The sequence below is a fragment of the Paenibacillus pabuli genome (genome assembly GCF_039831995.1).
In the GTDB taxonomy this organism is placed as follows: domain Bacteria; phylum Bacillota; class Bacilli; order Paenibacillales; family Paenibacillaceae; genus Paenibacillus; species Paenibacillus pabuli_C.
On sequence record NZ_JBDOIO010000004.1, the window covers coordinates 1375512 to 1401249 of the forward strand.

24 protein-coding genes and 1 other annotated feature are annotated in these 25738 nt (G+C 46.6%); of the genes, 22 read left to right on the forward strand and 2 right to left on the reverse strand.

Going from position 1 to position 25738, the window contains the following annotated elements; genetic code table 11:
* Nucleotides 1-5: 5 nt before the first annotated feature.
* The 9 genes from ABGV42_RS25840 (at nt 6) to ABGV42_RS25880 (ending at nt 12833) form a co-directional block, all read left to right on the forward strand.
* Nucleotides 6-539, forward strand: coding sequence for a spore maturation protein (locus ABGV42_RS25840; RefSeq protein WP_095290528.1), 534 nt, complete (start codon nt 6-8; stop codon nt 537-539).
* A 66-nt stretch (nt 540-605) separates the two neighbouring features.
* Nucleotides 606-1424, forward strand: coding sequence for a S1 family peptidase (locus tag ABGV42_RS25845; RefSeq protein WP_347384283.1), 819 nt, complete (start codon nt 606-608; stop codon nt 1422-1424).
* Nucleotides 1425-1652: 228 nt separating this feature from the next.
* Nucleotides 1653-2402, forward strand: coding sequence for a pseudouridine synthase (locus ABGV42_RS25850; RefSeq protein ID WP_095290531.1), 750 nt, complete (start codon nt 1653-1655; stop codon nt 2400-2402).
* A 132-nt stretch (nt 2403-2534) separates the two neighbouring features.
* Nucleotides 2535-3062: a redoxin domain-containing protein gene (locus ABGV42_RS25855; protein ID WP_347384284.1), complete on the forward strand. Its 528-nt coding sequence runs from the start codon at nt 2535-2537 to the stop codon at nt 3060-3062.
* 14 nt (nt 3063-3076) lie between these two features.
* Nucleotides 3077-4750, forward strand: a complete 1674-nt coding sequence (gene resB, locus ABGV42_RS25860) for a cytochrome c biogenesis protein ResB (RefSeq protein ID WP_347384285.1) — start codon at nt 3077-3079, stop codon at nt 4748-4750.
* On the forward strand, nt 4747-6009 hold the full coding sequence (ccsA, locus tag ABGV42_RS25865; protein ID WP_347384286.1) for a cytochrome c biogenesis protein CcsA: 1263 nt from the start codon (nt 4747-4749) through the stop codon (nt 6007-6009). The genes resB and ccsA overlap by 4 nt, the downstream gene beginning before the upstream one ends.
* Before the next feature lie 141 nt (nt 6010-6150).
* A complete protein-coding gene (locus ABGV42_RS25870; RefSeq protein ID WP_017687664.1) occupies nt 6151-6867 on the forward strand; it encodes a response regulator transcription factor in 717 nt (238 codons plus the stop codon).
* Nucleotides 6836-8320, forward strand: coding sequence for an ATP-binding protein (locus ABGV42_RS25875; protein WP_347384287.1), 1485 nt, complete (start codon nt 6836-6838; stop codon nt 8318-8320). The genes ABGV42_RS25870 and ABGV42_RS25875 overlap by 32 nt, the downstream gene beginning before the upstream one ends.
* A gap of 202 nt (nt 8321-8522) precedes the next feature.
* Nucleotides 8523-12833 carry a BclA C-terminal domain-containing protein gene (locus tag ABGV42_RS25880; RefSeq protein ID WP_347384288.1) on the forward strand — a complete coding sequence of 1437 codons (4311 nt, stop codon included), beginning with the start codon at nt 8523-8525 and terminating at the stop codon, nt 12831-12833.
* 65 nt (nt 12834-12898) lie between these two features.
* Here the strand turns inward: ABGV42_RS25880 and serA are convergent, their stop codons facing one another.
* Entirely contained in the window at nt 12899-14494 is a 1596-nt protein-coding gene (gene serA / locus ABGV42_RS25885; RefSeq protein ID WP_347384289.1) for a phosphoglycerate dehydrogenase, read from the reverse strand.
* Between the two features lie 199 nt (nt 14495-14693).
* Nucleotides 14694-14925, reverse strand: a binding site (T-box leader).
* Between the two features lie 337 nt (nt 14926-15262).
* Here serA and ABGV42_RS25890 point away from each other — a divergent pair.
* The 3 genes from ABGV42_RS25890 to ABGV42_RS25900 are packed head-to-tail and all read left to right on the forward strand — an operon-like array spanning nt 15263 to nt 17102.
* Nucleotides 15263-15856 (forward strand): type II CAAX endopeptidase family protein, encoded by a 594-nt coding sequence (locus tag ABGV42_RS25890; protein WP_347384290.1) that lies wholly within the window; start codon nt 15263-15265, stop codon nt 15854-15856.
* A complete protein-coding gene (locus ABGV42_RS25895) occupies nt 15853-16302 on the forward strand; it encodes a hypothetical protein (RefSeq protein WP_347384291.1) in 450 nt (149 codons plus the stop codon). Before ABGV42_RS25890 ends, ABGV42_RS25895 begins: the two co-directional genes overlap by 4 nt.
* 53 nt (nt 16303-16355) lie before the next feature.
* A complete protein-coding gene (locus ABGV42_RS25900) occupies nt 16356-17102 on the forward strand; it encodes a metallophosphoesterase (RefSeq protein WP_347384292.1) in 747 nt (248 codons plus the stop codon).
* A gap of 44 nt (nt 17103-17146) precedes the next feature.
* Here the strand turns inward: ABGV42_RS25900 and ABGV42_RS25905 are convergent, their stop codons facing one another.
* Entirely contained in the window at nt 17147-18025 is an 879-nt protein-coding gene (locus ABGV42_RS25905) for a polysaccharide deacetylase family protein (protein ID WP_347384293.1), read from the reverse strand.
* Between the two features lie 93 nt (nt 18026-18118).
* Between ABGV42_RS25905 and ABGV42_RS25910 the strand changes: the two genes are divergently transcribed.
* From ABGV42_RS25910 to rpsA, 10 genes are all read left to right on the forward strand, one after another.
* The gene (locus ABGV42_RS25910; protein WP_347384294.1) at nt 18119-18472 is read left to right on the forward strand and encodes a hypothetical protein; all 354 of its coding nucleotides are present in this window, start codon (nt 18119-18121) and stop codon (nt 18470-18472) included.
* Between the two features lie 187 nt (nt 18473-18659).
* Nucleotides 18660-19274, forward strand: a complete 615-nt coding sequence (locus ABGV42_RS25915) for a genetic competence negative regulator (RefSeq protein ID WP_347384295.1) — start codon at nt 18660-18662, stop codon at nt 19272-19274.
* A 41-nt stretch (nt 19275-19315) separates the two neighbouring features.
* Nucleotides 19316-20011, forward strand: coding sequence for a glutamic-type intramembrane protease PrsW (gene prsW, locus ABGV42_RS25920; RefSeq protein WP_347384296.1), 696 nt, complete (start codon nt 19316-19318; stop codon nt 20009-20011).
* 117 nt (nt 20012-20128) lie between these two features.
* Nucleotides 20129-20299: a hypothetical protein gene (locus ABGV42_RS25925; protein ID WP_347384297.1), complete on the forward strand. Its 171-nt coding sequence runs from the start codon at nt 20129-20131 to the stop codon at nt 20297-20299.
* Nucleotides 20300-20407: 108 nt separating this feature from the next.
* On the forward strand, nt 20408-21754 hold the full coding sequence (ypeB, locus tag ABGV42_RS25930; RefSeq protein ID WP_347384298.1) for a germination protein YpeB: 1347 nt from the start codon (nt 20408-20410) through the stop codon (nt 21752-21754).
* 145 nt (nt 21755-21899) lie between these two features.
* The gene (locus ABGV42_RS25935; RefSeq protein ID WP_347384299.1) at nt 21900-22553 is read left to right on the forward strand and encodes a flagellar brake protein; all 654 of its coding nucleotides are present in this window, start codon (nt 21900-21902) and stop codon (nt 22551-22553) included.
* 68 nt (nt 22554-22621) lie between these two features.
* Nucleotides 22622-22846, forward strand: a complete 225-nt coding sequence (locus ABGV42_RS25940; RefSeq protein ID WP_347384300.1) for a hypothetical protein — start codon at nt 22622-22624, stop codon at nt 22844-22846.
* Nucleotides 22847-22949: 103 nt separating this feature from the next.
* Complete coding sequence (cmk, locus tag ABGV42_RS25945) at nt 22950-23654, forward strand: (d)CMP kinase (protein ID WP_347384301.1); 705 nt, start codon at nt 22950-22952, stop codon at nt 23652-23654.
* A complete protein-coding gene (locus ABGV42_RS25950) occupies nt 23651-24238 on the forward strand; it encodes a lysophospholipid acyltransferase family protein (protein ID WP_347384302.1) in 588 nt (195 codons plus the stop codon). Before cmk ends, ABGV42_RS25950 begins: the two co-directional genes overlap by 4 nt.
* A gap of 145 nt (nt 24239-24383) precedes the next feature.
* Nucleotides 24384-25598 carry a 30S ribosomal protein S1 gene (rpsA, locus tag ABGV42_RS25955; RefSeq protein WP_095292903.1) on the forward strand — a complete coding sequence of 405 codons (1215 nt, stop codon included), beginning with the start codon at nt 24384-24386 and terminating at the stop codon, nt 25596-25598.
* Nucleotides 25599-25738 lie beyond the last annotated feature (140 nt).

Here is a 25738-nt window from a genome sequence, read left to right on the forward strand (position 1 = left end):
CCATCATGTTAACCTTCATCAACTGGATTTCCGTCTGGGCCATTCCGGTTATTATCGCGTTCGTTCCATTATATGCGTTTACTAAAAAGGTTCCGGTGTATGAATCCTTTGTTGATGGAGCAAAAGATGGATTTTCCACGGCGATCAGCATTATTCCGCATCTGGTAGGCATGATGGTAGCGATCAGTGTTTTCCGGGCTTCTGGGGCGTTGGATTATGTAATCAGTCTGTTCGCTCCGCTTGTATCCTGGATGGGCGTTCCCGGAGAAGTGCTGCCACTTGGCATTTTACGTCCGCTAACCGGGACAGGCTCCCTTGCTTTTACAACCGATCTGATCAAAACATATGGCCCGGATTCCATGATCGGACGTATGGCTTCCACGATTCAGGGGAGTACAGATACGACATTATATGTTTTGACTGTATATTTTGGAGCCGTTGGTATACGAAATGGGAGATATGCACTCAAAGTCGGGTTGTTTTCCGACCTGGTTGGCTTTATCGCCGCTCTGGCCATTTGTTTGATTGTTTTTGGTTAAAACATAACGACTCTCCTTCCGATATACTAGATATGCTAGAATGGTAGCGGAGGAGGAGAGTGAGAAATGCATAAAAGGATAAAACAAATGCTCCGCTTAGGGATGTCAAGCATCATTGCCGTTTCTTTGCTTGCTGGACAGACAGGTATGGCAGCTGCTCAGGCAGTGAGTACGATCCATTTTACAGGTTACTTTGACAAACAACTGCGTGCACAGATGGCCGTCACGGCGGATTCATTTCCTGTGGTGAACGTTCGTCTGGTCAAACAGGATGAGCCGGATATGGTTTACTACGATGTGGGAACCTCCATACTGATCTCCAAGGATGAAGTCCTTACTAACTACCATGTTATTCAGGAGTTTGCTGAATTGAAGGATGGAGATGAAGGTACTTTAACCGTAGCGAGTCCAGGTCACTTGGAACGTCCCATTAAAGCAAAGATTATCAAGACAGACCCCGTAACGGACATGGCCTTACTGAAGCTGGACAAGGATATGGATGCAGAGCCGGTTACGTTCGCAAGCGCGAGGGATAACCAGATTGTATATACGATTGGATTCCCGAAAAATCCTGCTGGAGATCTTGTACTGCTTGACGAAGAATTTCCTTCAACCTATAATACGATTGCCAAAAGCCGGGTATACAGTAATCAAGCTTCGGATGTGCCGGGCAAAAAAGGGATTGGGAGTATTGTGAAAGCCATGGCACAAGGTAATTCTGGTGGTCCTGTTCTGGATCAGAATAATCGGGTCATTGGTATGATGACGTTTGTATATGGCGGGAAAACCTATTATATTACGTCGAAAACATTGCAGTCTTTTATCAAAGACACCACATCACCTGCCAAAAAACAAGTTGCAGTCGCAGGCAAAGTAACCAGTTAACCTGTGTCATTTCGCCAAGTGAATATACATATTCACAAAATTAAAAATGCTCATCTTCGTTGTTTCCTGTCAAGTTCAGGAAGTGGGAAGGTGGGCTTTTTTTACTTGAAAATGCACAAGAGAGCCGCAGAAAAAGGGTAATCTCGCCTCTTGTTTACATTTTCCTTGGATTATCCTTGTGATTTCCCGCCTTGATGGGTATCATTAGTGTGAGGTGACATGACAAACATGGAAAGATTACAAAAAATTATCGCACAGGCAGGTATTGCATCTCGCCGCAAGAGCGAGGAACTGATCCTGTCCGGCAAAGTGGAAGTTAACGGGGAGGTCGTAACCGAACTGGGTACAAAAGCGAACCCCGAAGAGGATATGATTACGGTTAATGGAAAGCCGATTCGCAGTGAAAAGAAAGTGTATTTGATGTTGAACAAACCCAAAGGTGTTATCACGAGTGCATCTGACCCAGAAGGACGGAAAATTGTATCCGACTATCTTAAAGGTGTCAAAGAGCGTGTATATCCGGTGGGACGACTGGACTATGACACAGAAGGTCTGCTCATTTTGACCAATGATGGTGAGTTCGCCCACTTGCTGACGCACCCGAAACACCATGTACCCAAAACGTACTTGGCAACGGTCAAAGGCGTTCCGCATGGTACCGCTCTGGAGAAATTAAAGACAGGCATTATGCTGGATGACGGGATGACGGCTCCGGCAGAAGTGGAGTATAAGGATGTGGACACAGCCAACAATGAAGCTGTCATTTCCATTACCATTTACGAAGGTCGTAACCGTCAGGTAAGACGTATGTTCGAGGCGATTAACCATCCGGTAACGCGCTTGAAACGGATCTCGTTTGGTGGCATTTTGCTGCAAAACCTGAAACGGGGACTGACTCGTAATCTGACCAAAGAGGAAGTCAACAACTTGATTACACTCGCAAAATCGGAACCCGCCAAAAAAATGAAAAAAAGGTAATGTGAGGACACATAATTTTCATAAAACCGCCGCAGTTTTGTGACGAAATTCGCTATAATTGTTCATAGGATGTTCACAGTTGGGAGAGACCATGAACAATTACGAGTCAGTCACTGCAAAGGGGAGCAGCACATGGGGAAATCAAGAAGAACGGTGCAAATCGTCATTTTGTTATTGATCCTGGTGTTGGGCGGATATGCGATCACCACATCGGTATCCGGCTCGAACGGCAAGCCGAAAGAAGGGGACAAGGCTCCTTCTTTCGAATTGCTGGGCCTGGATGGTCAAGTGCATACGTCTGAAGAATACAAAGGTAAGGCCATGGTAATCAATTTTTGGGGCACATGGTGCGAGCCCTGTGTGAAAGAGATGCCAGCGCTTCAAGCTCAAGCAGACAAGTGGAAAGATCAAGGTGTTCAATTTATCGGCATCAATGCTGGAGAAGATCAAATGACCGTGGATAACTTTGTTCGTCAGGTGGGCGTGGACTTTCCAATTATGCTCGACCGGGACAAAACTTCCATTCGGGATTACGGAATCTCTCCGATGCCTACAACATTCTTCGTATCCAATACTGGCAAAATCTCTACCATTCATATCGGCCAACTTGATTTGGACACGCTTGACGCTCAAATTTCACAACTGGCGAAGCAGCCCTGACAGGAGGTCTAGTCGTGTTCCAGAATACCAAATGTGAATGTGGACATCAGAACCCGGTCGGTACTGTACTGTGTGAAGCATGCGGTAAGCCGCTGCAGGAAGCTGAGGCTAAATCGAAAGAAGTTCTGGAAATGCGCTATGATGGCATGGCCCGTCGTTCTCAGCGCAGCAACCCGAATTTCATTGATCGTGTGTGGAACTTTTTTTCATCCGTGAAGATCGCGGTCTATCTGATTGTATTTACCCTTGTAGGTTCCATGCTGGGAACCATTTATCCTCAAGAGAGTACATTCCTTAACATTGATCCATCTGTGTATTACAAAGAAACCTATGGACAGTTGGGCCATATCTATTACTTGCTGGGTCTGTCCCATACATACGAATCCTGGTGGTTCATCCTATTGCTTGTCATGATCGGGGCTTCACTCGTCATATGCAGTCTAGACCGGGTGCTCCCGCTCTACAAAGCACTTAACAAGCAAAAAATCCGCAAACATATGCAGTTTCTAACGAGGCAGCGTCTGGTGTACCAAGGTCCCATTGAAGAGGGGGCTGAAGAATGGATTACGAAAGCGGTTACGCCCCTTAAGAAGAAAGGATATCGTGTGCATACGGAGGGAAATGCACTGCTGGCCGAGAAGCAACGATTCGCCAGGTGGGGACCCTATGTTATTCACATTGGTCTGATTATTTTTCTTCTGGCTGTTTTGGCCCGTGGTCTTCCCGGCCTGAATTTGGACGAACATGTTGCCTTTCCGGAAGGCGAGATTAAAAAAATCCCAAATACCTCTATGTATTTAAAAAATGAACAGTTTAATGTTGAATTTTATAGTGAAGAGGAAGTTCCCGAACAGTTTCGTAACTTGAATAAAATTGTTCCCAAATTGTTTGAAACCAAAGTCGTATTATATGAATGCACCGCCGATTGCTCTGATCTGTCGAAGAAACCTCAATTAAACGAGGTTGCCAGACATGATGTAAGGGTGAATCATCCATTGAATTATCATGGTTTGAAAGCGTATCAGTTCGATTATGACCTCACACCCACCATTCGTTCCGTAACTCCTGATTTGGTAAATGCCAGAACGGGAGAAAGGTACGGCTCAATCCAGATTGACATGGTGGATACAAAGCCCACCTTTGAGGTAGGTCCATATTCGCTTACCGTTAAAGAAAAGTTCATGGATTTCGGACTCGATGAGAATGGTCAGCCCAAATCCTTATCGCCTTCACCTAATGCACCAGCCTTTTTATTTGTGATTAAGGGACCTGAGCTGCCTGAAGAAGGAATTCAATATCTTTATTTTGCAAAACAGGTGGATAAACAGCGTTTTAGACAGGATGAGATTAACCAGCAGCTGGTAGGGGGAGAGACTCCTCTGCAACTTGAAGTCGACAGAATGGATAAAGTCGATATCATACAATCCGTAAGTTATCTGAATATCCGTGTAGATAAGGCAATGCCTTTTGTCTGGGTTGGAGCCGGTATTGTTATGCTGGGGCTGGTCATGGGCTTCTACTGGCATCACCGTCGTATCTGGATCCGAATTGATGATGGTCAGCTCACGCTGGGAGGACACACCAACAAAAACTGGTTCGGCTTTAGACGTGAAGTATCAGCCGTGTTAAAACAGATGAATCTGGAAGTGGATGAGAAGTCGTTGGATAACGGGGGGAACCAAGCATGAGTTTATTGGATTTCAGCAGCGACGCATTTATCGTATCTTTTTTTCTGTACTGTGCTGCATTTTTGTTATACGCTGTTGCTGTTATGGGCAAGAAGTGGAGCAATCGAGATCCTCAGGCTCATGTAGACAGATGGGGGAAAAGAGCATTTATAGCTTCGATCGTTGCACTCGCCGCGCATTTCGTTTTCTTTTTTACACGCTGGGCTGGAGCAGGTCACATCCCAGTCAGTAACATGTATGAATTCATGACTTTTTTATCCATGATGATCATGGTCGCATTCATTGTAGTATATGCCATCTACCGCAAGTCCTTGCTTGGACTGTTTGCATTACCACTTACAATTATTATCATGGCGTATGCCGCCGTATTCCCACAGGAAGTACAGCCTTTGATCCCTGCATTGCAGTCGATTTGGCTTAAAATCCATGTAACCCTTGCTGCCCTTGGTGAAGCATTCTTCGCCGTTGGCTTTGCAGCAGGCTTCATGTATTTGCTCCGTACCGTCGATTTCAGTGGCAAAGACAAATCGTCCAGACGCCAGCGCGGCTGGGTGGAGTTCACACTCATTACGATTGTCGTTGTAGTCGGTTTTATTGGAACAGTATTTGCCTTTCGTGCCTCGGGGTACGAGACGGTTTTTGTCCAGAAAACGGCCAGCATTGACACAGAGGTACAGGAAGATAGTACAATAGAGAAAGTGATTTATCGCATGCCTCCTATTTTTGCACCTTATCAGAGTGAAGTGGAGAGCATGACACCGTTTCTTGGGATGAAGGAACCTCTGCTTGAGACACCATCCTGGATGAACGGAGTTAACGCCGGACGCAAACTGAATACCGTAGTCTGGTCATTGATTGTAGGTTTGATTCTGTACGGAATTGTACGATTAATCGTAAGAAGACCGCTCGGACAAGCTCTACAGCCTATGCTGGACGGCATTGATGCTGATGATTTGGATGAAATCAGTTATCGTGCGATCGCCATCGGTTTCCCGATATTTACATTAGGGGCATTAATTTTTGCCATGATTTGGGCTCAGATTGCCTGGAGCCGTTTCTGGGGCTGGGACCCCAAAGAAGTGTGGGCACTGATTACATGGCTTTATTATAGTGTGTACCTGCATTTACGTTTATCCAGAGGGTGGCAGGGCCGAAAATCTGCTTGGCTTGCCGTGCTCGGATTCCTGGTTGTCATGTTTACGCTGGTAGGTGTGAACTTGATCATTGCCGGACTGCATTCTTATGCAGGAGCCGACTAGTTTAGGCAGTTTCGCCGAAGTTTTGGAGAAAATCCATGAAACCATGCGTTGCCCCTGCGTTAAAAGTGGGCATTCAAATATTGTTCGCCAGATCGAACATAATAGAAGTGATTGGAGTTATTGCAAAGGGGCTGGAGTGGAATGGCAGAACATGAGAACCGGATACTGGTCGTGGACGATGAGGAACGAATCCGCAGACTGTTGAAAATGTATCTTGAAAAAGAAGGCTATGAAATTGATGAAGCGGAAGACGGTGAGACGGCATTGCGAAAAGCAACAGCTGGAGACTATGGCCTGATTTTGCTTGATGTCATGCTGCCTGGCATGGACGGTGTAGAAGTGTGCACTCGTCTGCGCCAGGTGAAATCAACCCCGGTATTGATGCTGACTGCAAAAGGTGAAGAAATTAACCGTGTTCAGGGGTTTGAAGTAGGGGCAGATGACTATGTGGTGAAGCCTTTCAGTCCACGTGAAGTGATTTACCGGGTGAAGGCTATCCTGCGTCGTTCTTCTGCAACTGCATATCTGTCCAAAGAAAGCAATTCAAGCAACAATATCGTATTCCCTCACCTGGTTATTGAGCATGACGCTCACCGGGTAACTGCGGGCGGGGAAGAGATAAGTCTTACACCAAAAGAATACGAGTTGTTACATTACCTGGCGACCTCTCCAGACAAAGTGTTCTCCAGAGAGGAATTGCTCAAGGATGTTTGGAACTACGAGTTTTTCGGTGATCTCCGCACCGTGGATACGCACGTCAAGCGTCTTCGTGAAAAGTTGAACAAGGTGTCTCCTGAATCAGCGGCTATGATTACGACAGTGTGGGGTGTGGGTTATAAACTGGAAGTACCGAAATAGCTTCAATTTCTGGAGATCACTGGTCGGGAAGTTATGGATTACGATTATATGTCTCGTGGGCTGTGTGCTCATCGCGCTGGGTCTTTTTTTGCTACCGTATATTGATACCAATTTTGCGGAGTCGGAATCCAGGGACATCAAGCGTCTGTTCACATATGTCTGTATCATCGGGTTTAGTTTGACGACATTCTTCGCCCTCTTTCTGTTCACGAAGATCACTCAGCCGATGCAGCAGTTGATTCAGGCAGCCAATGCGATCCGCAAAGGAAACTATGGGACAAGGCTCTCTCTGGTGACTAGTGACGAGATTGGAGAACTGGCTAACACATTTAACCACATGGCTGCTCAACTGGAGGACAACATTCGGAACCTGAACCATGAGAAGGAACACTTGGCAAGCGTGCTTCGAAGTATGACCGATGCCGTGGTTACCTTTGATGGTGAAGGTAAAGTCATTCTGACGAATCCTCCAGGGGAGAAGATCATGCAGGCTTGGTGTGACCTCGATTGGGCCCAGGATGAAGAGGGGCAGGAAGTAAATAAGGGGGATGTGTCTTCCCGGGATGTTCCTGAACCGCTGGTTCCTTTGTTTAAACTGGTTATGGAGCATGGCGGCGATCAGAGCTCGAATGTACATGTACAGCAGGGAGTATGGTCTGTGCAGATGACGCCACTATATGCGGATAGCGTGGTTCGAGGTGCGGTTGCTGTTCTGCGTGATGTGACTGAAGAGGTTCGTCTGGAAAAAATGCGTCGTGATTTCGTTGCCAATGTATCTCATGAAATACGTACACCATTATCCATGATGCAAGGTTACAGTGAAGCTCTTCTGGATGGCATGGCAGCCTCTCCCGAGGAAAGTGAAGAATTGATTCAGGTCATTCATGATGAGTCACTCCGTATGGGCAGATTGGTCAAGGATCTCCTGGATCTGGCTCGGATGGAAGCAGGGCATACGGACATGGCAATGAAGGAAGTCGATCTAGTGGAACTTCTGGAGCGGGTGTATCGGAAATTTTCCGTACGTTCTAAAGAACAGGATATCCGGCTTCATTTTGAATGTAATCTGCCTACCATTATGCTTCAGCAGGCTGATGAGGATCGTCTTGAGCAGGTATTTACCAATCTGCTTGATAATGCATTTCGTCATACACCTCCCGACAAAAATGTCATTATTGCGGCCACATTGGCTGGAGATCATCGCACGTCCATTGCTAAAGTGTCGATTAAGGATGAGGGTGCCGGTATACCTACCTCCGATCTGCCATTTATCTTTGAAAGATTTTACAAAGCGGATAAGGCGCGGGTTCGTGGAGAAAGTGTGGGTACTGGACTGGGTCTGGCGATCGTGAAAAATATCGTTGATGCACATCATGGTATCATTCATGTAAACAGCACACTTGGGGAAGGTACAGAGTTTATATTACAATTTCCGGTGAATTCCCCGAAATAGCCTGATATCATACAAAAAATTGCGGAAACACCCTCCTCAGGAGGGTGTTTTTTTGTTGAAGTGTACCGTTTAATCTTGTTCAACGTGGAACAAATAAAATAAGAAGTTATTTCACAAAACAATTATAGTGTCCAAGATAATTTTCCCTCCAATGTGACATAAGCTTGAAAAACAAGGCAGTCAAAGGAGGATTGGATAACGCATGTCCGATAGGCGTAAACGGGTAAATATCAAAGCATTTCTGGAAGGTAGATCGTTCAGGGCGGGATCACCCTTCATTCCTATAACAACAGGTGAGCAGGAGCAGTTTGAAACATTACTTCAATCCTTGGCTATCACGATCCCCACTGCAGTTAGTCAGCCTACAGCTGCTAACATACTTGCATTGCAATCGGGATTACGGAATGTACTTACTTTTGTTAACGAGTCAGGTTTTCGTGCTGGCGTTAAGGCCGAACTTCAAGCCGTATTAGAATTAACCATTGCATCCTCCGAGGTTGTACCTGTTGCGTTAGTCAACTTGTCTGGCAACTTGCAGAATCTGCTGGATGATCTGTTGAGCGTGACTTTATTGCTCGAGGTGCCCCCGCCAGAAAAAGATAAACTGGTAGGATTAATTCGAAACATGTCCATATCTCTTAGCCGTGCAACGATTGGGATTGGTTCGTCCGGGATAACTGGACCTGCTGGTCCACCGGGAGTCCCTGGAGTACCAGGCGTGCCCGGAGTGCCTGGAGTGCAGGGACCGGCAGGGCCTCCAGGAGAGGTGGGCTTGGCGGGTCCAGCAGGTCCAGCAGGATCCGTGGGCCCAGTCGGTCCGATCGGTCCAGCCGGACCACAAGGTGCTCAGGGACCACCAGGAGCAACAGGCGTAGGGTTAAATAATGTAACGCCTTACGATCCGGCAGAGGGTCCAAGTTATTCTCAAGGCCAAGTAGTCAGTTATAATGGGAATTTTTATGTTGCTACGGTGAATAGCCCAACGGGTATCCCGGGAAGTTCGCCAGATTTCACATTGCTGTTATCGGGTGGAACAACGGGTGCTACGGGAGCAACTGGCGTAACTGGCGCAGGTTTAACAGGCATTGTTGCTTTTGATCCTGCGCTTGCCCCGTCGTATGCTTCCGGGCAAATTGTAACCTTTGCGGGTGGAACATATATTACGAATGTAGTCTCTCCGACAGGAACGCCAGGAAGTTCAGCGGATTATACATTACTTGCGAGTGCAGGAGCAACCGGCTCGACAGGAGCAACCGGCATAGGCTTGGAAGGATCGGTGCCATTTGATCCGGCCGTAGCTCAGACATATCCGGCCGGTCAGGTGGTTACGTTCAACGGCAGTACTTACATTACGAATGTGGCCTCTCCGATAGGAACGCCAAATACATCCCCGGATTATACACTGCTTGCGGGTGCGGGACCTACTGGTTCAGCAGGTTCAACGGGAGCGACAGGAATAGGTTTAACTGGGATTTTGCCATACGATCCGGCCGTGGCGCCAACATATCCAGCGGGTCAGGTGGTTACGTTTAACGGCAGCACGTATATCGCCACTGTTGCATCCCCAACGGGAACACCAGGAACGTCTCCTGACTACACGCTGCTTGCCGGAGCAGGGGCGACAGGAGTAACTGGTGCAACAGGCGTGAGTGTAACAGGAAGCACAGGAAGTCCAGGAGCTACAGGTCCAACAGGTCCAACAGGTCCAACAGGATCGACAGGAGTAGGACTAAGCGGAATTTTGCCCTTCGATCCAGCCGTAGCACCAACATATCTAGCGGGTCAGGTAGTTACGTTCAACGGCAGTACGTATATCGCGAATGTTGCGGCACCGACCGGGACACCCGGAACCTCTCCGGATTACACATTACTGGCTGGCGCAGGGGCAACGGGCGTTACCGGATTCACTGGAGTAACCGGAGCAACAGGGATCACGGGGATAACCGGAGCGACCGGGTTTACAGGCATCACAGGTTTTACAGGTGAAACCGGGGCAACAGGGGCAACAGGGATTACAGGTATCACAGGTATCACGGGTGCGACAGGTGTTGGTTTGAGTGGAGTGTTAGCATTTGATCCAGCCGTTGCACCAACATACCCAGCGGGTCAGGTAGTTACGTTTAACGGCGGTACGTATATTGCGAATGTTGCTGCACCAACGGGAACACCAGGAACATCTCCGGATTACACATTACTGGCGGGCGCAGGGGCAACAGGCGTTACCGGATCAACTGGGGCAACCGGAGTCACCGGTGATACTGGGGGAACAGGAGCAACGGGAACCACGGGTATAACGGGAGTGACCGGGGTTACAGGATTTACTGGTGTCACTGGTATAACAGGTGCCACCGGGGAAACTGGAGCAACAGGCATCACAGGTGCGACCGGTATTGGTTTGAGTGGAGTTGTACCATTCGATCCAGCTGTGGCTCCAACGTACCCAGCAGGTCAAGTAGTTACGTTCAATGGAAGTACGTATATTGCCAATGTTGCAGGGCCAACCGGAACACCAGGGACATCGCCAGATTACACATTACTGGCGGGTGCAGGGGCAACGGGTGTTACCGGATCAACTGGGGCAACCGGAGTCACCGGTGATACTGGGGGAACAGGAGCAACGGGAACCACGGGTATAACGGGAGTGACCGGGGTTACAGGATTTACTGGTGTCACTGGTATAACAGGTGCCACCGGGGAAACTGGAGCAACAGGGATTACAGGTATAACTGGAGCGACTGGAGTTACAGGGGTAACTGGTGATACGGGAGTGACCGGAGCAACGGGTATAACAGGAGCAACAGGCATTACAGGTGCGACCGGTATTGGTTTGAGCGGAGTTGTACCATTCGACCCAGCTGTGGCTCCAACGTACCCAGCAGGTCAAGTAGTTACGTTCAATGGAAGTACGTATATTGCCAATATTGCATCGCCGACCGGAACACCAGGGACATCGCCAGATTACACGTTACTGGCGGGTGCAGGGGCAACTGGTGTAACCGGATTAACTGGAGGCTCTGGCGTAACAGGTGCCACCGGGGATACTGGAGCAATAGGGATCACGGGTATAACTGGAGCGACTGGAGTTACAGGGGTAACCGGTGATACGGGAGTGACCGGAGCAACGGGTATAACAGGAGCAACAGGCATTACAGGTGCGACCGGTATTGGTTTGAGTGGAGTTGTTCCATTCGACCCAGCTGTGGCTCCGACGTACCCAGCAGGTCAAGTAGTTACGTTCAATGGAAGTACGTATATTGCCAATGTTGCAGGGCCAACCGGAACACCAGGGACATCGCCAGATTACACATTACTGGCGGGCGCAGGGGCAACTGGTGTAACCGGAGCAACAGGTATAACTGGAGTTACAGGGTTAACTGGTGATACGGGAGCAACTGGCATTACCGGGATTACGGGAGTGACCGGAGATACAGGAGTTACTGGTGTTACTGGAGCAACGGGTATAACTGGAGCAACTGGCATCACAGGTGCGACCGGTATTGGTTTGAGTGGAGTTGTACCATTCGATCCAGCTGTGGCTCCAACGTACCCAGCAGGTCAAGTAGTTACGTTCAATGGAAGTACGTATATTGCCAATGTTGCAGGGCCAACCGGAACACCAGGGACATCGCCAGATTACACATTACTGGCGGGTGCAGGGGCAACTGGTGTAACCGGATTAACAGGAGTCTCTGGCGTAACAGGTGCCACCGGGGATACTGGAGCAACAGGAATAACTGGAGTGACTGGGGTTACAGGGGTAACTGGTGATACGGGAGCAACTGGAATCACGGGAGTGACCGGAAATACAGGATCTACTGGTGTCACCGGAGAAACGGGTATAACGGGAGCGACTGGCGTAGGAGTAACAGGAAGTACAGGGGTTACTGGAACCACAGGTGCTACGGGAGTAACGGGTACAACTGGCATAACTGGAGAGACTGGTATAACCGGAGCAACGGGTGTAGGCATAACGGGAAGTACGGGAGTAACCGGGGCAACAGGTGCAACTGGGGAGACAGGTATAACAGGTGCCACCGGTGCAACTGGCATTACGGGGGCGACTGGTGTCGGATCCACTGGGGCTACTGGCGCCACAGGTGTAACAGGAACTTCGGTTACAGCAGCTTCCTCATACGCAGAGAATACAAATGGAACCATTCTGGTTATTTTGGGAGGTACATTAGTTCCACTCCCTGATAACCAAAATATAGGAACAGGCATCACAGTGAATGGAACCAGTGATACGTTTACTCTCGCTACCGCAGGACGTTATTATATTAGTTACAAAATCAATCTTACCGCAGCTCTCGCTGTCCAATCTCGGATATTGCTTAATGGTGCTGTAGTTCCACCAAGTGTAATCTCACCAGTACTTTCGCTTAGCCAGTTAGCAACCGACTTTATTATAACCGTCACAGCTGGATCAACCATTCAACTGCAATTGTTTGGCTTGATTGCAACAGCAGTACTGTCACCTCCGGGTGCAACACTTAATATCATTCGGTTAAGCTAATTACAGAAAAAGAGACGAACCCTTTGGGGATCGTCTCTTTTGACTAACTATGAACGATATAGCAACTATTCAAGAACAATTTCAACAGCTGTATTAAGCTCAGGCAGACCTGTAAGCTGGACAAGGACATCTTTCGGAACGGCTTTATCCACAGTCAGAATCATGATTGCAGCACCACCGATAATTTTACGTCCCACCTGCATGGAGGCAATGTTGACATCATTTTGACCAAGCAGAGTACCCACCCGTCCGATGATACCTGGCTTATCGTTATGGGAGATCAGAATTTGGTGACTTTCTGGAGCGATATCTACTGGGAATTTGTCCAGGCGTACGATCCGTTCTCCATAACCTGCAAGCAGCGTACCAGCTACACGACGCTCCTCTCCGTCCTGTGTCGTTACCAATGTGACTGTGATGAGATTGGTAAACCCTTTGGTTGCGGATGTTTGGCTTACAACCACATTCAGATCACGGGTTTTGGCCAGATGCATGGAGTTGACGATATTTGCCTCCCCGCCCAGATGTCTGGCGAGAATGCCCTTAACAATGTAACGAGTGAGTGGCGACGTATCTACTTCTGAAAGGTCACCTGCATAGTCAATTCGAATCTCTTGTACTGCATTTTGTGTAATTTGAGCTGCAAAGCTGCCCAGGGTTTCACCCAGCTTGAAATACGGCTGAAGTTTATTCATAACCGTTGGCGCAACTGCTGGCATGTTCACAGCGTTTTTGAACGGTTCATTCCGCAAAATATGAAGTACCTGCTCCGATACATCAATCGCTACATTTTCTTGTGCTTCCACGGTGGATGCACCCAGGTGAGGCGTTACGATAATGCTCGGGTGGTTCAGGAAAGGATGATCCTGTGCTGGTGGCTCGCTTTCAAATACGTCAAATGCAGCACCGGCAACAATACCTTCATCAATTGCTTCCACAAGAGCCATTTCATCAATGACTCCGCCACGAGCACAGTTGATGATGCGCATGCCTTTTTTCATGACTTCAAATTGTGCGCGGGAGATCATGTGACGAGTTTCAGGTGTCAATGGAGTGTGTACTGTCATAAAGTCGGCATTACGAATGATATCATCTACGCTGGCCAGTTTAACCTGAAGCTTCTCTGCACGTTCTTGGGTCAGAAACGGGTCATATGCGAGAATATCCATACCAAAGGCTTTGGCACGTTTAGCTACCTCGCTGCCGATCCGTCCCATCCCGAGTACGCCCAGTGTTTTGTTTCTGAGTTCCACACCCAGGAAGGTTTTACGATCCCATGTACCTTGAATGGTTTTGGCATATGCCTGTGGGATGTGACGTGCCAGTGCCATCATCATGGCAAATGTATGCTCACATGTCGTGATGGTGTTACCATCAGGGGCATTAATAACGATGATACCGCGTTGAGTGGCAGCCTCGAGGTCAATGTTATCCACCCCAACCCCTGCACGGCCAATGACCTTGAGATTTGTTCCAGCGGTCATAATACGATCTGTAACACGAGTTTGGCTTCGAACGAGAAGGGCGTCATAATTACCGATAATGGCTACAAGCTCATCTTCACTAAGACCGGTATTTTTCTCAACTACAACATCATTTGCATCCACCAGCTGCTGGATACCCAGATCACTGATTGGGTCCGATACTAACACTTTGTACATGGTTTCTTCCTCCTTAGTATGTGTATCTATATCGTCAAGGCCTTACCTCTGCAAAGAGGTGTTCCTTAAAACCGGGTATATCCTTCCGCCCAACAACGCGGTGTCGCAGCAGAGGAGAGGGGTGTAATAATAGAGTGGACCCCACGTCATATTCCTAGAAATAAATCAAAAAACTCTCAATCCACATACTGCTTGCGCAATAAGGGACGAGAGTTGTCGTGGTACCACCCTAATTCACTGCCGCTTCGCAACGACAGTCTTCGCGGTCAATAAAGACCGAAGAGGATAACGGGTCTAAACCGATTGCACCTACTCTAATTTCAATGCAATAACTCAGGAACGCTCAAGATCAATTGCCTGCCACCGATTTGCACCGTCCATCGGCTCTCTGTAAGAACAAAGCAACATCTTTTTTCCATCATCGTGTTTAACGTGACTAATTTTTTCATAATGTATCATGGCTAACATGACCATGTCAATAGGCATAAATGTTTTAATTCAAATGGGCTGGATCTCGTACATTTATCAGCGGTTCACTATGGAAGATGACTATATCATATAATAAAAAGTAGTGGATATTTCAGAGATTCAAAAAATCTTTTCAGAAGTCACGATGAGGCTAAAATTCGGATAACAAAGGATAGGAAACCAGGACTTGAGGCAGGTCTTGAACCAATTTGTTTTTTTGGCTATCATTTAGTATACTATCCGATTGGGCAGCCAAGTAGGTTATCCATCAAATATCTAGTAAGAGGACAGACGCAGGCGATGAAAAAATCAAAGTTTTCCAAGTTCAAGATTCAGAAGGCTGAACCACAGCAGCTTACCGAGCGCTTGCTTCTGATCAATCTATACTTTACACAAGGTTTAACTCTGATCATTGGAGTTATATGGATTTTAATGCAGAAGCGAAATCTGTTCGACGTGCTCGCTTGGCCTGAAAGTGTCCATTTTATTTGGTGGGGGCTTGGTCTTGCTGGTATTATGCTGGTCATGGATTTGGTACTTTCCCATGTCATTCCTCAGGAGAGCATGGATGACGGCGGAATTAACGATATGCTGTTCAGATCTCGCCCCATTTGGCATATCGTATGTATAGCGGCCATTGTCGCTATATGTGAAGAGTTGTTGTTTCGTGGAGCCATACAGCATGCAATTGGCCCTTACTGGACTAGCATTTTGTTTGCAGTAATTCATATTCGATATCTTCGCCACTGGATTCCTACAGGTTGGGTATTTGTTTCAAGCTATGGATTGGGTTGGATTTATTTGCAATCCGGCACATTGTGGGCGCCGATATTATGTCACTTTATTATTGATTTGGTGTCCGGATTAGCGATACGTTTTCGGAGGGGATCATGAACCAGCAATTAAGTAGAATGAAGACATATGGCAGTCAGCGCCACCGTCATTCGGACAAAACAGAGAAAACCGAGCGGACTTCGGCTCCTCAAGTGAACTTGGTTGCTGAACCGGCTGCTGCACTGGAGGGGACGGGGACGTCATTGTCCACGGTGTCCATACCAAGATCACAACGCAAGTCGTATGCATCAGCTCTGGAAAGCCCAGTGCTCCCCAGCCGGGCTCCAGCACGTTCCAAATCACCGCAAAAAGCGACCGATGAGACGGTCACGGAAGCAGGTTCACTTCCTACACGGACTGAGCTACACCCTTCACGCCGATTGCGGTTAAGTAAACGCTTTGTTAATTCACTCATCATTATTTTTGTTTTGCTCACGGTCAGCCTTGTTTGGTGGGGCATAAAAGGGGCTCCACCACTAAACACATTTCTTCCCTGGCCTTGGTAATGATGGTCTGGTTCGCTTCAGTGTTAATGTTGGTTTTCATATTAGTGGTTTATATGTGGCGCGAAGCGCAGCTTCATCGGGTCGTGGAGGATGAAGTTGAAGTAAACGGCCTACCCCTTTCATTTGATGGAAGCGTCATTTTGTATGTATCCGACCTTCATAAGAGACAATTGAAGCAGGAGGACCTTATGCCGCTATTGGGTCAGGTGGATTGGGTTCTCATAGGCGGAGATGTGGCTGAAAAAGGAATGTTATGGTCTATCGTCAGACGCAATATGCAATTGCTGACAGCGATTGCCCCTACTTTTGCGGTTTATGGAAATCATGACAAACTTGCGGGAACGACTCAGTTAGCACGGATTTTTCAGGAAACTGGCGTTCGGCTTCTGCAGGACCAGGTTGTGTCTCTTCAAAAGAGTGATTCCAGCATAAAACTCGCCGGAGCAGATTATCGGTCCCATGAGCTAAGCAATCACCTCACGGAAAAGGACAGGAATGAATGCTTGATTGTGTTAATTCACGATCCGCTTCAGGCGAAGCATGTACATGATTATGCTGATCTTATCTTGAGTGGACATACTCACGGGGGACAACTTGTTTTCCCGTTTCTTGGCCCGCTTTTTCTGAACAAAGCTTACCGGAATGTGTCGAACGGATGGTACACCTTGAAAAAGATGAACGGTGATCCCAATGGCAAAATGCTGGTCAGCAGAGGTTATGGAACGAATCATTTGCCGCTCAGATTATGCTGCTCCGCTGAGATGCACAAGATTACTTTAAAATCGGTAAATAATAAATAAAACAGCCTCGATCTATATGGATCAGGGCTGTTTTATTTATATTTTCACCTGGCTTCGAGCTCTATGGAACGTGGATCTACAAATGAATACCCCTTGTTCTCCAGCTTCGTTAACAAATCATCAAGTGCCCCTACAGTCCAAGGAAGTTCATGCATCAAGATATTACTTCCGGGATTTAACTGATCAAGCACATTCTGAACCACTTTTTCCGGTTTGTTCTGAGTGCTCTTGTCCCAGTCCAACGAACCGTTGGACCAAGTCATGTATAACATGCCATTTTTTTTGACGGCTTCTTTCAAAGCGTCATTGCCTGAGCCAAAGGGAGGACGGAAAAATTCCGGTTCCACACCAATCGTTTCTTTAACGATGTGTTGAACATCAGTTACCTGCTTGGCAGCTTCTGAAGCGGACATTTTCTTGAGATCCTCATGGTCCCAGGCGTGGTTCCCAATAATTTGTTCTCGCTCGTAAATGAGCTTTAACAATTCAGGATGACTTTTGACCCGGTATCCATTAACGAAAAATATGGCCTTGGCATGATGTTTGTCGAGCGTGTCAATTAGTCCATTAATCATTTCTTCTTCTTTTGGGCCGTCATCGAATGTCAAAAGAACGACCTTTTTTTTACCATTTTCATCATTGGGCTTGATGTAATAATTTTCATTCATATGATACGTTTTTTCAATCTGTTGTTCCTTCTTATCTTCGGTTTGTTCTTGTTCTTGTTGTTCCGTTTGCTCTAAGCTGTCCTGTGTTGATGTCTGATTATCTTTCATGTTTGAAGTGTTGCTCTCTTCACTTGGTACAGAAGAGACAGTTTCATTTTCAGGAGCTGTGTTTTCGGTAGTTGATGCTTCTTGCGTTCCGCATGCTGACAACAGGAGACTCGCGGCAATAAGGATTGCGGCAGTCGTTCTAAACATAATTTCAACTCACTTTCCTGTATTTATGCGGAATGAGATGTCGTGCTTCCGCAAACACTAGTTGTGATCTTAACATAAGAGGAGGTTGATGTAATGAAGGTGTCATCCTTTTTTTGGGGGATTGTAGTTGGCGTTGCAGCCAGTTCATATCTGTCCAAGGGCAAAATTCCCATGTTGTCTTCCCTCTCGCAAGGCAACATGATGGGTCAAGCCAAACACAAGATGATGGAAATGACTTTTCCAGGCATGGATGGATTCAGCTCCAAAAATAATGAGCATGGTGAATCCCACAAAAGTGCATTGAAAAAAACGGAAAGAGCCATTACCCCGCAGGAAAAAGAAGAAAACATGAACATGCTCAAAGATTTTATTCGCACCAATCCGGATGTTAAACATGAAGTTGAGCAAATTTTGACTAAAACAAACACAACAGTACCCGGTTTATAAACCAAAACTACTGGAATAGAATCAACCACAGTCTTGTATGATGTGGATTGATTCTTTTTTTGTCGATTTTACTTCGTGCATTTGCAGGTATAAAATGATAACATAACTACATAGATTTATTTTCAGCACATATTGTTTTGTGCTTCATAATCTGTTATAAGACTTGCTTATAAAGGGGAGATCCTGTATGAAAATAGAACGATTAAGTCACGATAAGATACGGATTTTCCTGACCTTTGACGATCTGAGCGAGCGCGGAATACAAAAAGAAGATATGTGGCAGGAAATACCTAAAGTTCATGAACTGTTCACTGAAATGATGGATCAGGCATATTCCGAACTTGGGTTCGATGCTACAGGTCCGCTTGCTGTCGAAGTATTCGCACTTCCCGCTCAAGGAATGGTTGTCATTGTTACGCGTGGGAAATATGATCCGCAACAATATGGTTCGGGCAACGAGGATGATCTGCCTGAAGAAGTATACGAAATGGAAGTCACCTTGGAGCAGAGCGATTCCATCGTATATGCCTTTAAGGATTTTGAAGTTTTGATTGAGGCTGCACATATGTTGCGTCAACATGTAACGAACGCGGGAAGACTCTATTCCTATAAAGACAAGTGGTTCCTGCATCTGGAGCCGGACGATGTCGATACCACCAAACATGCTGCGTTAATAGCGCTGCTTGCCGAATTTGGTGAGGGTTCTTCGGTTACGCCAGCGGTAATGGAAGAGTATGGTAAAGTCATTATCCCTGAACAGGCCATTGAAGTGATTTGCACTCATTTCAAACGTCAGGATTAAATTCAATTGCAAACGCGTCTTAGTCAGAGGAGGGAATTTCGGTGCTTTTGTTTTCGGTTTTAGCGGCAGCAGTAGCTCCGGGTCTCGCCTTGTTAACATATTTTTATCTGAAAGACCGTTATGATTCTGAGCCGCTTCATATGGTACTAAGAGTTTTCGTCATGGGTATTTTGATGGTGTTGCCCGTAATGATTATTCAGCGAGGTATGATGCTTTGGCTCGGAGATAACCCCTATGTTGAGTCCATTCTGATTTCGGGCGGGGTTGAGGAATTCGTCAAATGGTTTGTATTATACCATATCATTTATAACCACACGGAGTTTGATGAGCCATATGACGGCATTCTGTACGCTGTTGCGGTTTCACTTGGTTTTGCTACGGTGGAGAATGTTTTGTATGCCTTTGCGGGGAATGCATCCGTCTCAGCCATGTTTCTCCGTGCATTACTCCCTGTGTCAGGACACGCCATGTTTGCGGTCATTATGGGGTATTACATGGGGCGGGCCAAGTTTACGGATGGCAAGAAGAAACGTTGGTTCTTGATGCTCTCCTTGCTGCTTCCATTTTTCTGGCATGCGCTGTACGATGTCATTATGAACACGATGGCAAACTACTGGCTGTGGTTCATCGCACCGTTAATGGCGGGATTGTGGTATGGAGCCATGGGCAAAATTACGCGGGCTAACAACCGCTCTCCTTTTCGATTTGTGAAACGGGAGGAAGAGATTAAATTATAGAAATACGGACACACTGGTGGACATGGAGCGCTTACTGCGCCTGATGCCCCGGTGTGTTTTTTTGTTTTTATCCTATAAAATCCCCGGGGAATGAACAACAGAAACGGGGACAGCGTAATGAGAATAAAAATTAAAATCAGATGCAAACAGTGCGGAGAGCGGTTTACGCTGCGCGGTAAAAAAGAAAGAGGGCGGATTGAGACCGGATTTAAGCAGTGTCTGTGTGATAATCGGGATCAATTTGAAATTGAAGAAGACGGCGGTGCGTCATGGATTCAAATGAACTAAATGGCTCGTAAAGAGTCAAACATTGTGCCGGCTGGAAAACCGATGCATAAGAGGACTTTCTTCGATCCACAATATAGACAGTGGTTTAGATGAAAGGAGACTCTACCGATGTATAAACGTTTAAGTTCAGTCATGTTTCCGATATTTGCAGTACTGCTGATCGGTGCCCTTGTTTGGGGATACCAGGAGAACCAGGAGAAAAATGCGATCTTGATCAAAGCGGAGAATCAATATCAGCGTGCGTTTCATGATTTGTCCTTCCATATGGACAAGCTGCATTCCGAAATCGGCAATACACTGGCGGTGAACTCCACTTCCCAAGGGATGCACCGCAAAGGTCTGATGAATGTGTGGCGGCTTACCAGCGAGGCGCAAAATGAAATTAACCAATTGCCACTGACGATGCTGCCTTTTAACGAGACGGAGGAATTTCTTTCTCGAATCTCAAACTTTGCTTATCAGGCATCCATGCGTGATCTAACCAATGAACCACTAAGTGAGAAGGAAGTGGGCAACCTGAAAAGGCTGTACCAGAATTCCTCCGAGATCACTAAAAACCTGCAGGAAGTCCAGCAAAAAGTACTTTCTGACCGCTTGCGCTGGATGGATGCCGAAACGGCTATGGCGACTGAAGAAGAAACGATGGATAACACCATTGTCGATGGATTTCGCACGGTAAACAAAAAAGTACAGGAGTATCCTGAACTTGACTGGGGGCCTTCGGTATCCAGCATTTATGCAAAGCGTTCAGTCAAGAAGCTGGATGGCATTCCGGTGTCGAAAGAACAAATTCAAAGCAAAGCTGCCGAATTCTCGAATGCGGACAGCAATAAAATCCAGGTTCAGGAGAATGGTAAAGGTACAGATTGGGAGTCCTATACCGCTACGATCAATCAAGGCAAAGAAAGCAAATTGATGATGGACTTCACCCGCAATGGGGGCATGCTGATTTCCTACAGTGATACTAGACCGATCGGGGCGAAAAAGGTATCGCGTTCCGATGCCATGGCCAAAGCGGATCAATTTCTCGTCAATAAAGGCTACAAAGACATGAAAGCAGTAAACTACGATGAGTACGGTAACTTAGCAAATTTAACGTATGTTCGCAAACAAGGGGACACTCTGATCTATCCGGAGAAAATGTCTGTACGTGTTGGTCTGGATACCGGAGAGGTTACAGGCTTTCAGGCAAGTGATTATGTCTATGAGCATCAGAAACAACGGAAGATTCCGAAAGCGGCTCTTACCGAAGCACAGGCTCGCAAAAAGCTTAATCCTGAATTTGAGGAGAATTACGCACGTAAATCATTGATTGAGAATGATTACAGCAAGGAAGTATTGTGTTATGAATTCGGTGGACGTATCAACGGTACGAAATACCGAATTTATATCAACGCCGATACAGGGCTTGAAGAAGCAGTTGAGGAAATTAAACCCGTGAATGCGACTTCTTAGAATCCCAAGGAATAAACAAAACGCAACAAATTTTAGAGGAACAGACCACATCGTGGTCTGTTTTTTGTTATCCGCTATGAGAAAGGTCATGGTATAATAGTCCTTGTACATATGATGATTAATAGCTAAGGTGGCGGTGAATAGCTTGTATCCAAAAATTAATGAAATTTTACACATCCAAATTGCCTCACCCGATGAAAAAGAAGAGAGCAAGGAGTACAAATCCCGTATAGCGGACATGGATGATCACAGCTTTTTGATTGAAGTGCCTATGCAACAAGGTAGCAGTCGTTTAAAAAGATTGTACTTCGGCGAAGAATTGTCCATCTCTTATATCACTGAAGACGGCGTCAGACATTACTTCAACACGTACGTGACCGGATTTGAAGAAGATGTGGTAAGACTAGTGCGTATACGCAAGCCGCTGCCTGACGATATCTCTAAAATACAGCGACGCAGCTTCCTGCGTGTTCATGCAAATCTTGAATTAGCCATTCAAGCCGAAGACCTGACTCGTGCGGTGGGATTGACCGAGGATATAGGTGGCGGGGGATTATCTATCTATGGAGAACCAAACTTCCCGATCGCGGAAGGACAAAAATTGAATTGCTGGCTGCTTGTTCCCTACCGGAATTCCACGATTGAACATGTGGCTTTCGAAGCGGAAGTCGTTCGCATCAAAACCCTGGAGTCTGGCAGACAGCTCTGCATGTTGAAGTTTACCCAAATTACAGATTCGGAGCGTCAGAAAATCATTAAGTTTTGCTTTGAGCGGCAGTTGGATTATCGAACGAGGTAAGGATACTCTTTTTGAATAAAAAGGAAATGCGGCGGGAACCGTAATGGGAAAAGCGGAGGTGTTTGGGTATGAATCACCGACGTACATCCCAAAGATACGAGCGTCTTTACTACGTGTTTTCCAAACGGATGGAAAGAAGGCTTCTTCAACTAATTTCTGTTTTGTTCTTGTTGTTGGTGGTTTACCAATTGCTGCTTCAGGTTCCCTATTTCAAACGAAATGTGACCCAGATCGACCGAATGGAGGGAACACCAATTCATATGAAGCTTTCAACGGAAAAGGAACATTACTGAATTGGCTGTTTTTGCATCCATGTGTATAGTGTGGTATAATTTTCACGATGCAGGCAATGCCTGTTTTTTTATTGAGGCTTATCGTTTGAGGAGGAATGCCCCGTTGGCAAGCCAGAACACATCAGAGAACGGGAAGATGAACGTTGCAATTGACGGACCTGCTGGTGCCGGGAAAAGCACCGTGGCCCGATTGGTTGCAGAGGCGCTCGGGTATATTTACGTCGATACTGGCGCAATGTACCGTGCGGTAACCCTACACATGATTCGGAAAGGGATTTCTCCGGATAATGTAACAGAGGTGCTTCAAGAAGCCCACAAACTGGTCATTGATTTACAGCCGGACCCGGGCGGACAGAAAGTGTTCTGTAACGGGGAAGATGTTACCTCGGAAATCCGCTCCCGTGAAGTTACGGGGATCGTGTCCCGATATGCGCAAATCGAGGGGCTGCGTTCGCAATTAGTGGATACTCAGCGGCAAATGGCTTTGCGCAAGGGCGTCGTCATGGATGGACGCGATATCGGAACGACAGTATTGCCCGATGCGGAAGTGAAAATCTTCATGACTGCCAGTGTGGAAGAGCGCGCACTTCGCCGCTTCAAAGAACTGGACCCCTCTGAAGGACTGACGTTAATGCAATTAGAGCGAGACATTGCCACACGTGACAAATTGGATGAAGAGCGGGAGATATCCCCACTTCGCTGTGCCGAGGACGCAACCGTTCTTGATACAACCAAGATGAGTATTCATGAAGTGGTTGACAAAATCGTATCTTATTGCACAATGGTCAGAGGAGAGGTTGGTCTATGATTTACACATTTTGCAGCACATTACTGCGGATCATTTACACCATTCTTTTCCGCCTGGAAGCAGTTGGACGGGAGAATATCCCGCAAGAGGGCGGCGTACTTTTATGTTCCAATCATATCAGTAACTTTGATCCTCCAACGGTAGGTATTAAAATTCGCCGGCAGGTACGCTTTATGGCCAAAAGTGAATTGTTCGATGTTCCGGTATTGGGCAAGATCATTAAGGCTGTGGGCGCGTTTCCCGTTAAGCGTGGGGGCGTTAGCAAGGAATCCATCAAAACTTCACTAAACATTTTGCGTAACGGTGAAGTACTCGGCATATTCCCATCCGGGAGCCGGCACAACGATGGAGGCATCGGCAAAAAAGGTGCAGCGAGCTTCGCTCTTCGGAGTGGTGCCACCGTTATCCCTACTGCTATTATCGGCAACTACAAGCTTTTTCGTAAGATGAAAGTTGTGTATGGAGCACCGGTGAATTTGGACGAGTTTAAGGAAGATCCTTCCGGTGATGCACTGGAAAGAGCAACTGAAAAGATTATGTCCAAAATTAATGAAATGGTGAAAACGGGCGTACCGAGCAAATAATTTGCTCTTCGCCGAAAGTCTGAATGCATGTTTCCATTTTTTTGAGGGAAACTAATCCGAGCCATTCAGCGTTGAAAGTGTTTTGAACTCTGCTATAGGCAGGTTTGAATATAATGGGGTTTTTGAATTGAGGAGGGTATTTGACATGTCGGAAGAAATGAAAAATCAAGAAGCAACCCAAGATGAGTTGGATCAATTCGTTTCCTTGAAAAAAGGAGATACCGTAAAAGGAACCATCGTCAAATTGGAAGATAACCAAGCCTATGTGAGCATTGGATATAAATATGACGGTGTAATTCCAATTCGCGAACTGTCCTCATTGCATGTTGACAGCGCGTCTGATGCAGTAGAAGTTGGACAAGAAGTTGAAGCTAAAGTACTTAGCATCGACGATGAGAAAGAAAAACTCGTTTTGTCCAAACGTGCAATCGACAGCGAAAACGCTTGGGATCAATTGCAAAAGCATTTTGAAGACCAAGATGTATTCGAAGTTGTTGTAGCTGATGTGGTAAAAGGCGGTCTGGTAGCAGACGTGGGCGTACGCGGATTTATCCCGGCTTCCATGGTTGAGCGCCATTTCGTAGAAGACTTCAGTGACTACAAAGGACGCACACTGCGCGTTAAAGTGAAAGAGATCGATCGTGAGAACAACAAAGTGATCCTTTCCCAAAAAGACGTTCTGGAGCAAGAATTCGAAGCTAACAAAGCTGAGGTTATGGCTGGTCTGCAAGAAGGCCAAGTTATCGAAGGTACAGTACAACGTTTGACTCAATTTGGTGCATTCGTTGATGTAGGCGGAGTTGACGGTCTGGTTCACGTTTCCGAGCTCGCTTGGACTCATGTGGACAAACCATCCGACGTCCTTTCCGAAGGTGACAAAGTCAGCGTTAAAGTGCTGAAGGTTGACCCTGAAAAAGGTAAAATCAGCCTGAGCATGAAAGCTGTTCAACCAGGACCATGGGAAACAGCTGGCGAGAAATTCAACACTAGCGATATCGTAACAGGTGTTGTAAAACGTCTGGTTGATTTCGGTGCATTTGTTGAAATCGCTCCTGGTGTTGAGGGACTTGTGCACATCTCACAAATCTCCCACAAACACATCGGCACTCCACACGAAGTGTTGAAAGAAGGTCAGGAAGTTCAAGTTAAGATTCTCGACATGAACCCTGCTGAGCAACGTGTAAGCCTGAGCATCAAAGAAACAGAAGAAGCTCCTGCCCAAGCGCCAAAAGCTGAAAGACCTGCTAGAAACAACGCTCCGCGTGAAGAAATCAACAACCCGAACGTTTCCTTGAGCAATCAAGGTATGAGTATCACACTTGGCGAACGTTTCGGTGATAAACTCAGCAAATTCAAATAAGTTATTCATGCATGGTTCTTAGTTATACTGCATATTTTGCTGAACAATAAAAGCAAGATCGGCGAGCCCCAGCGGGTTCGCCGATTGTTGTTATTGTGAGCATTCTTGGCATGAAAGGTTAGCCAAGACATGTGTTTTTT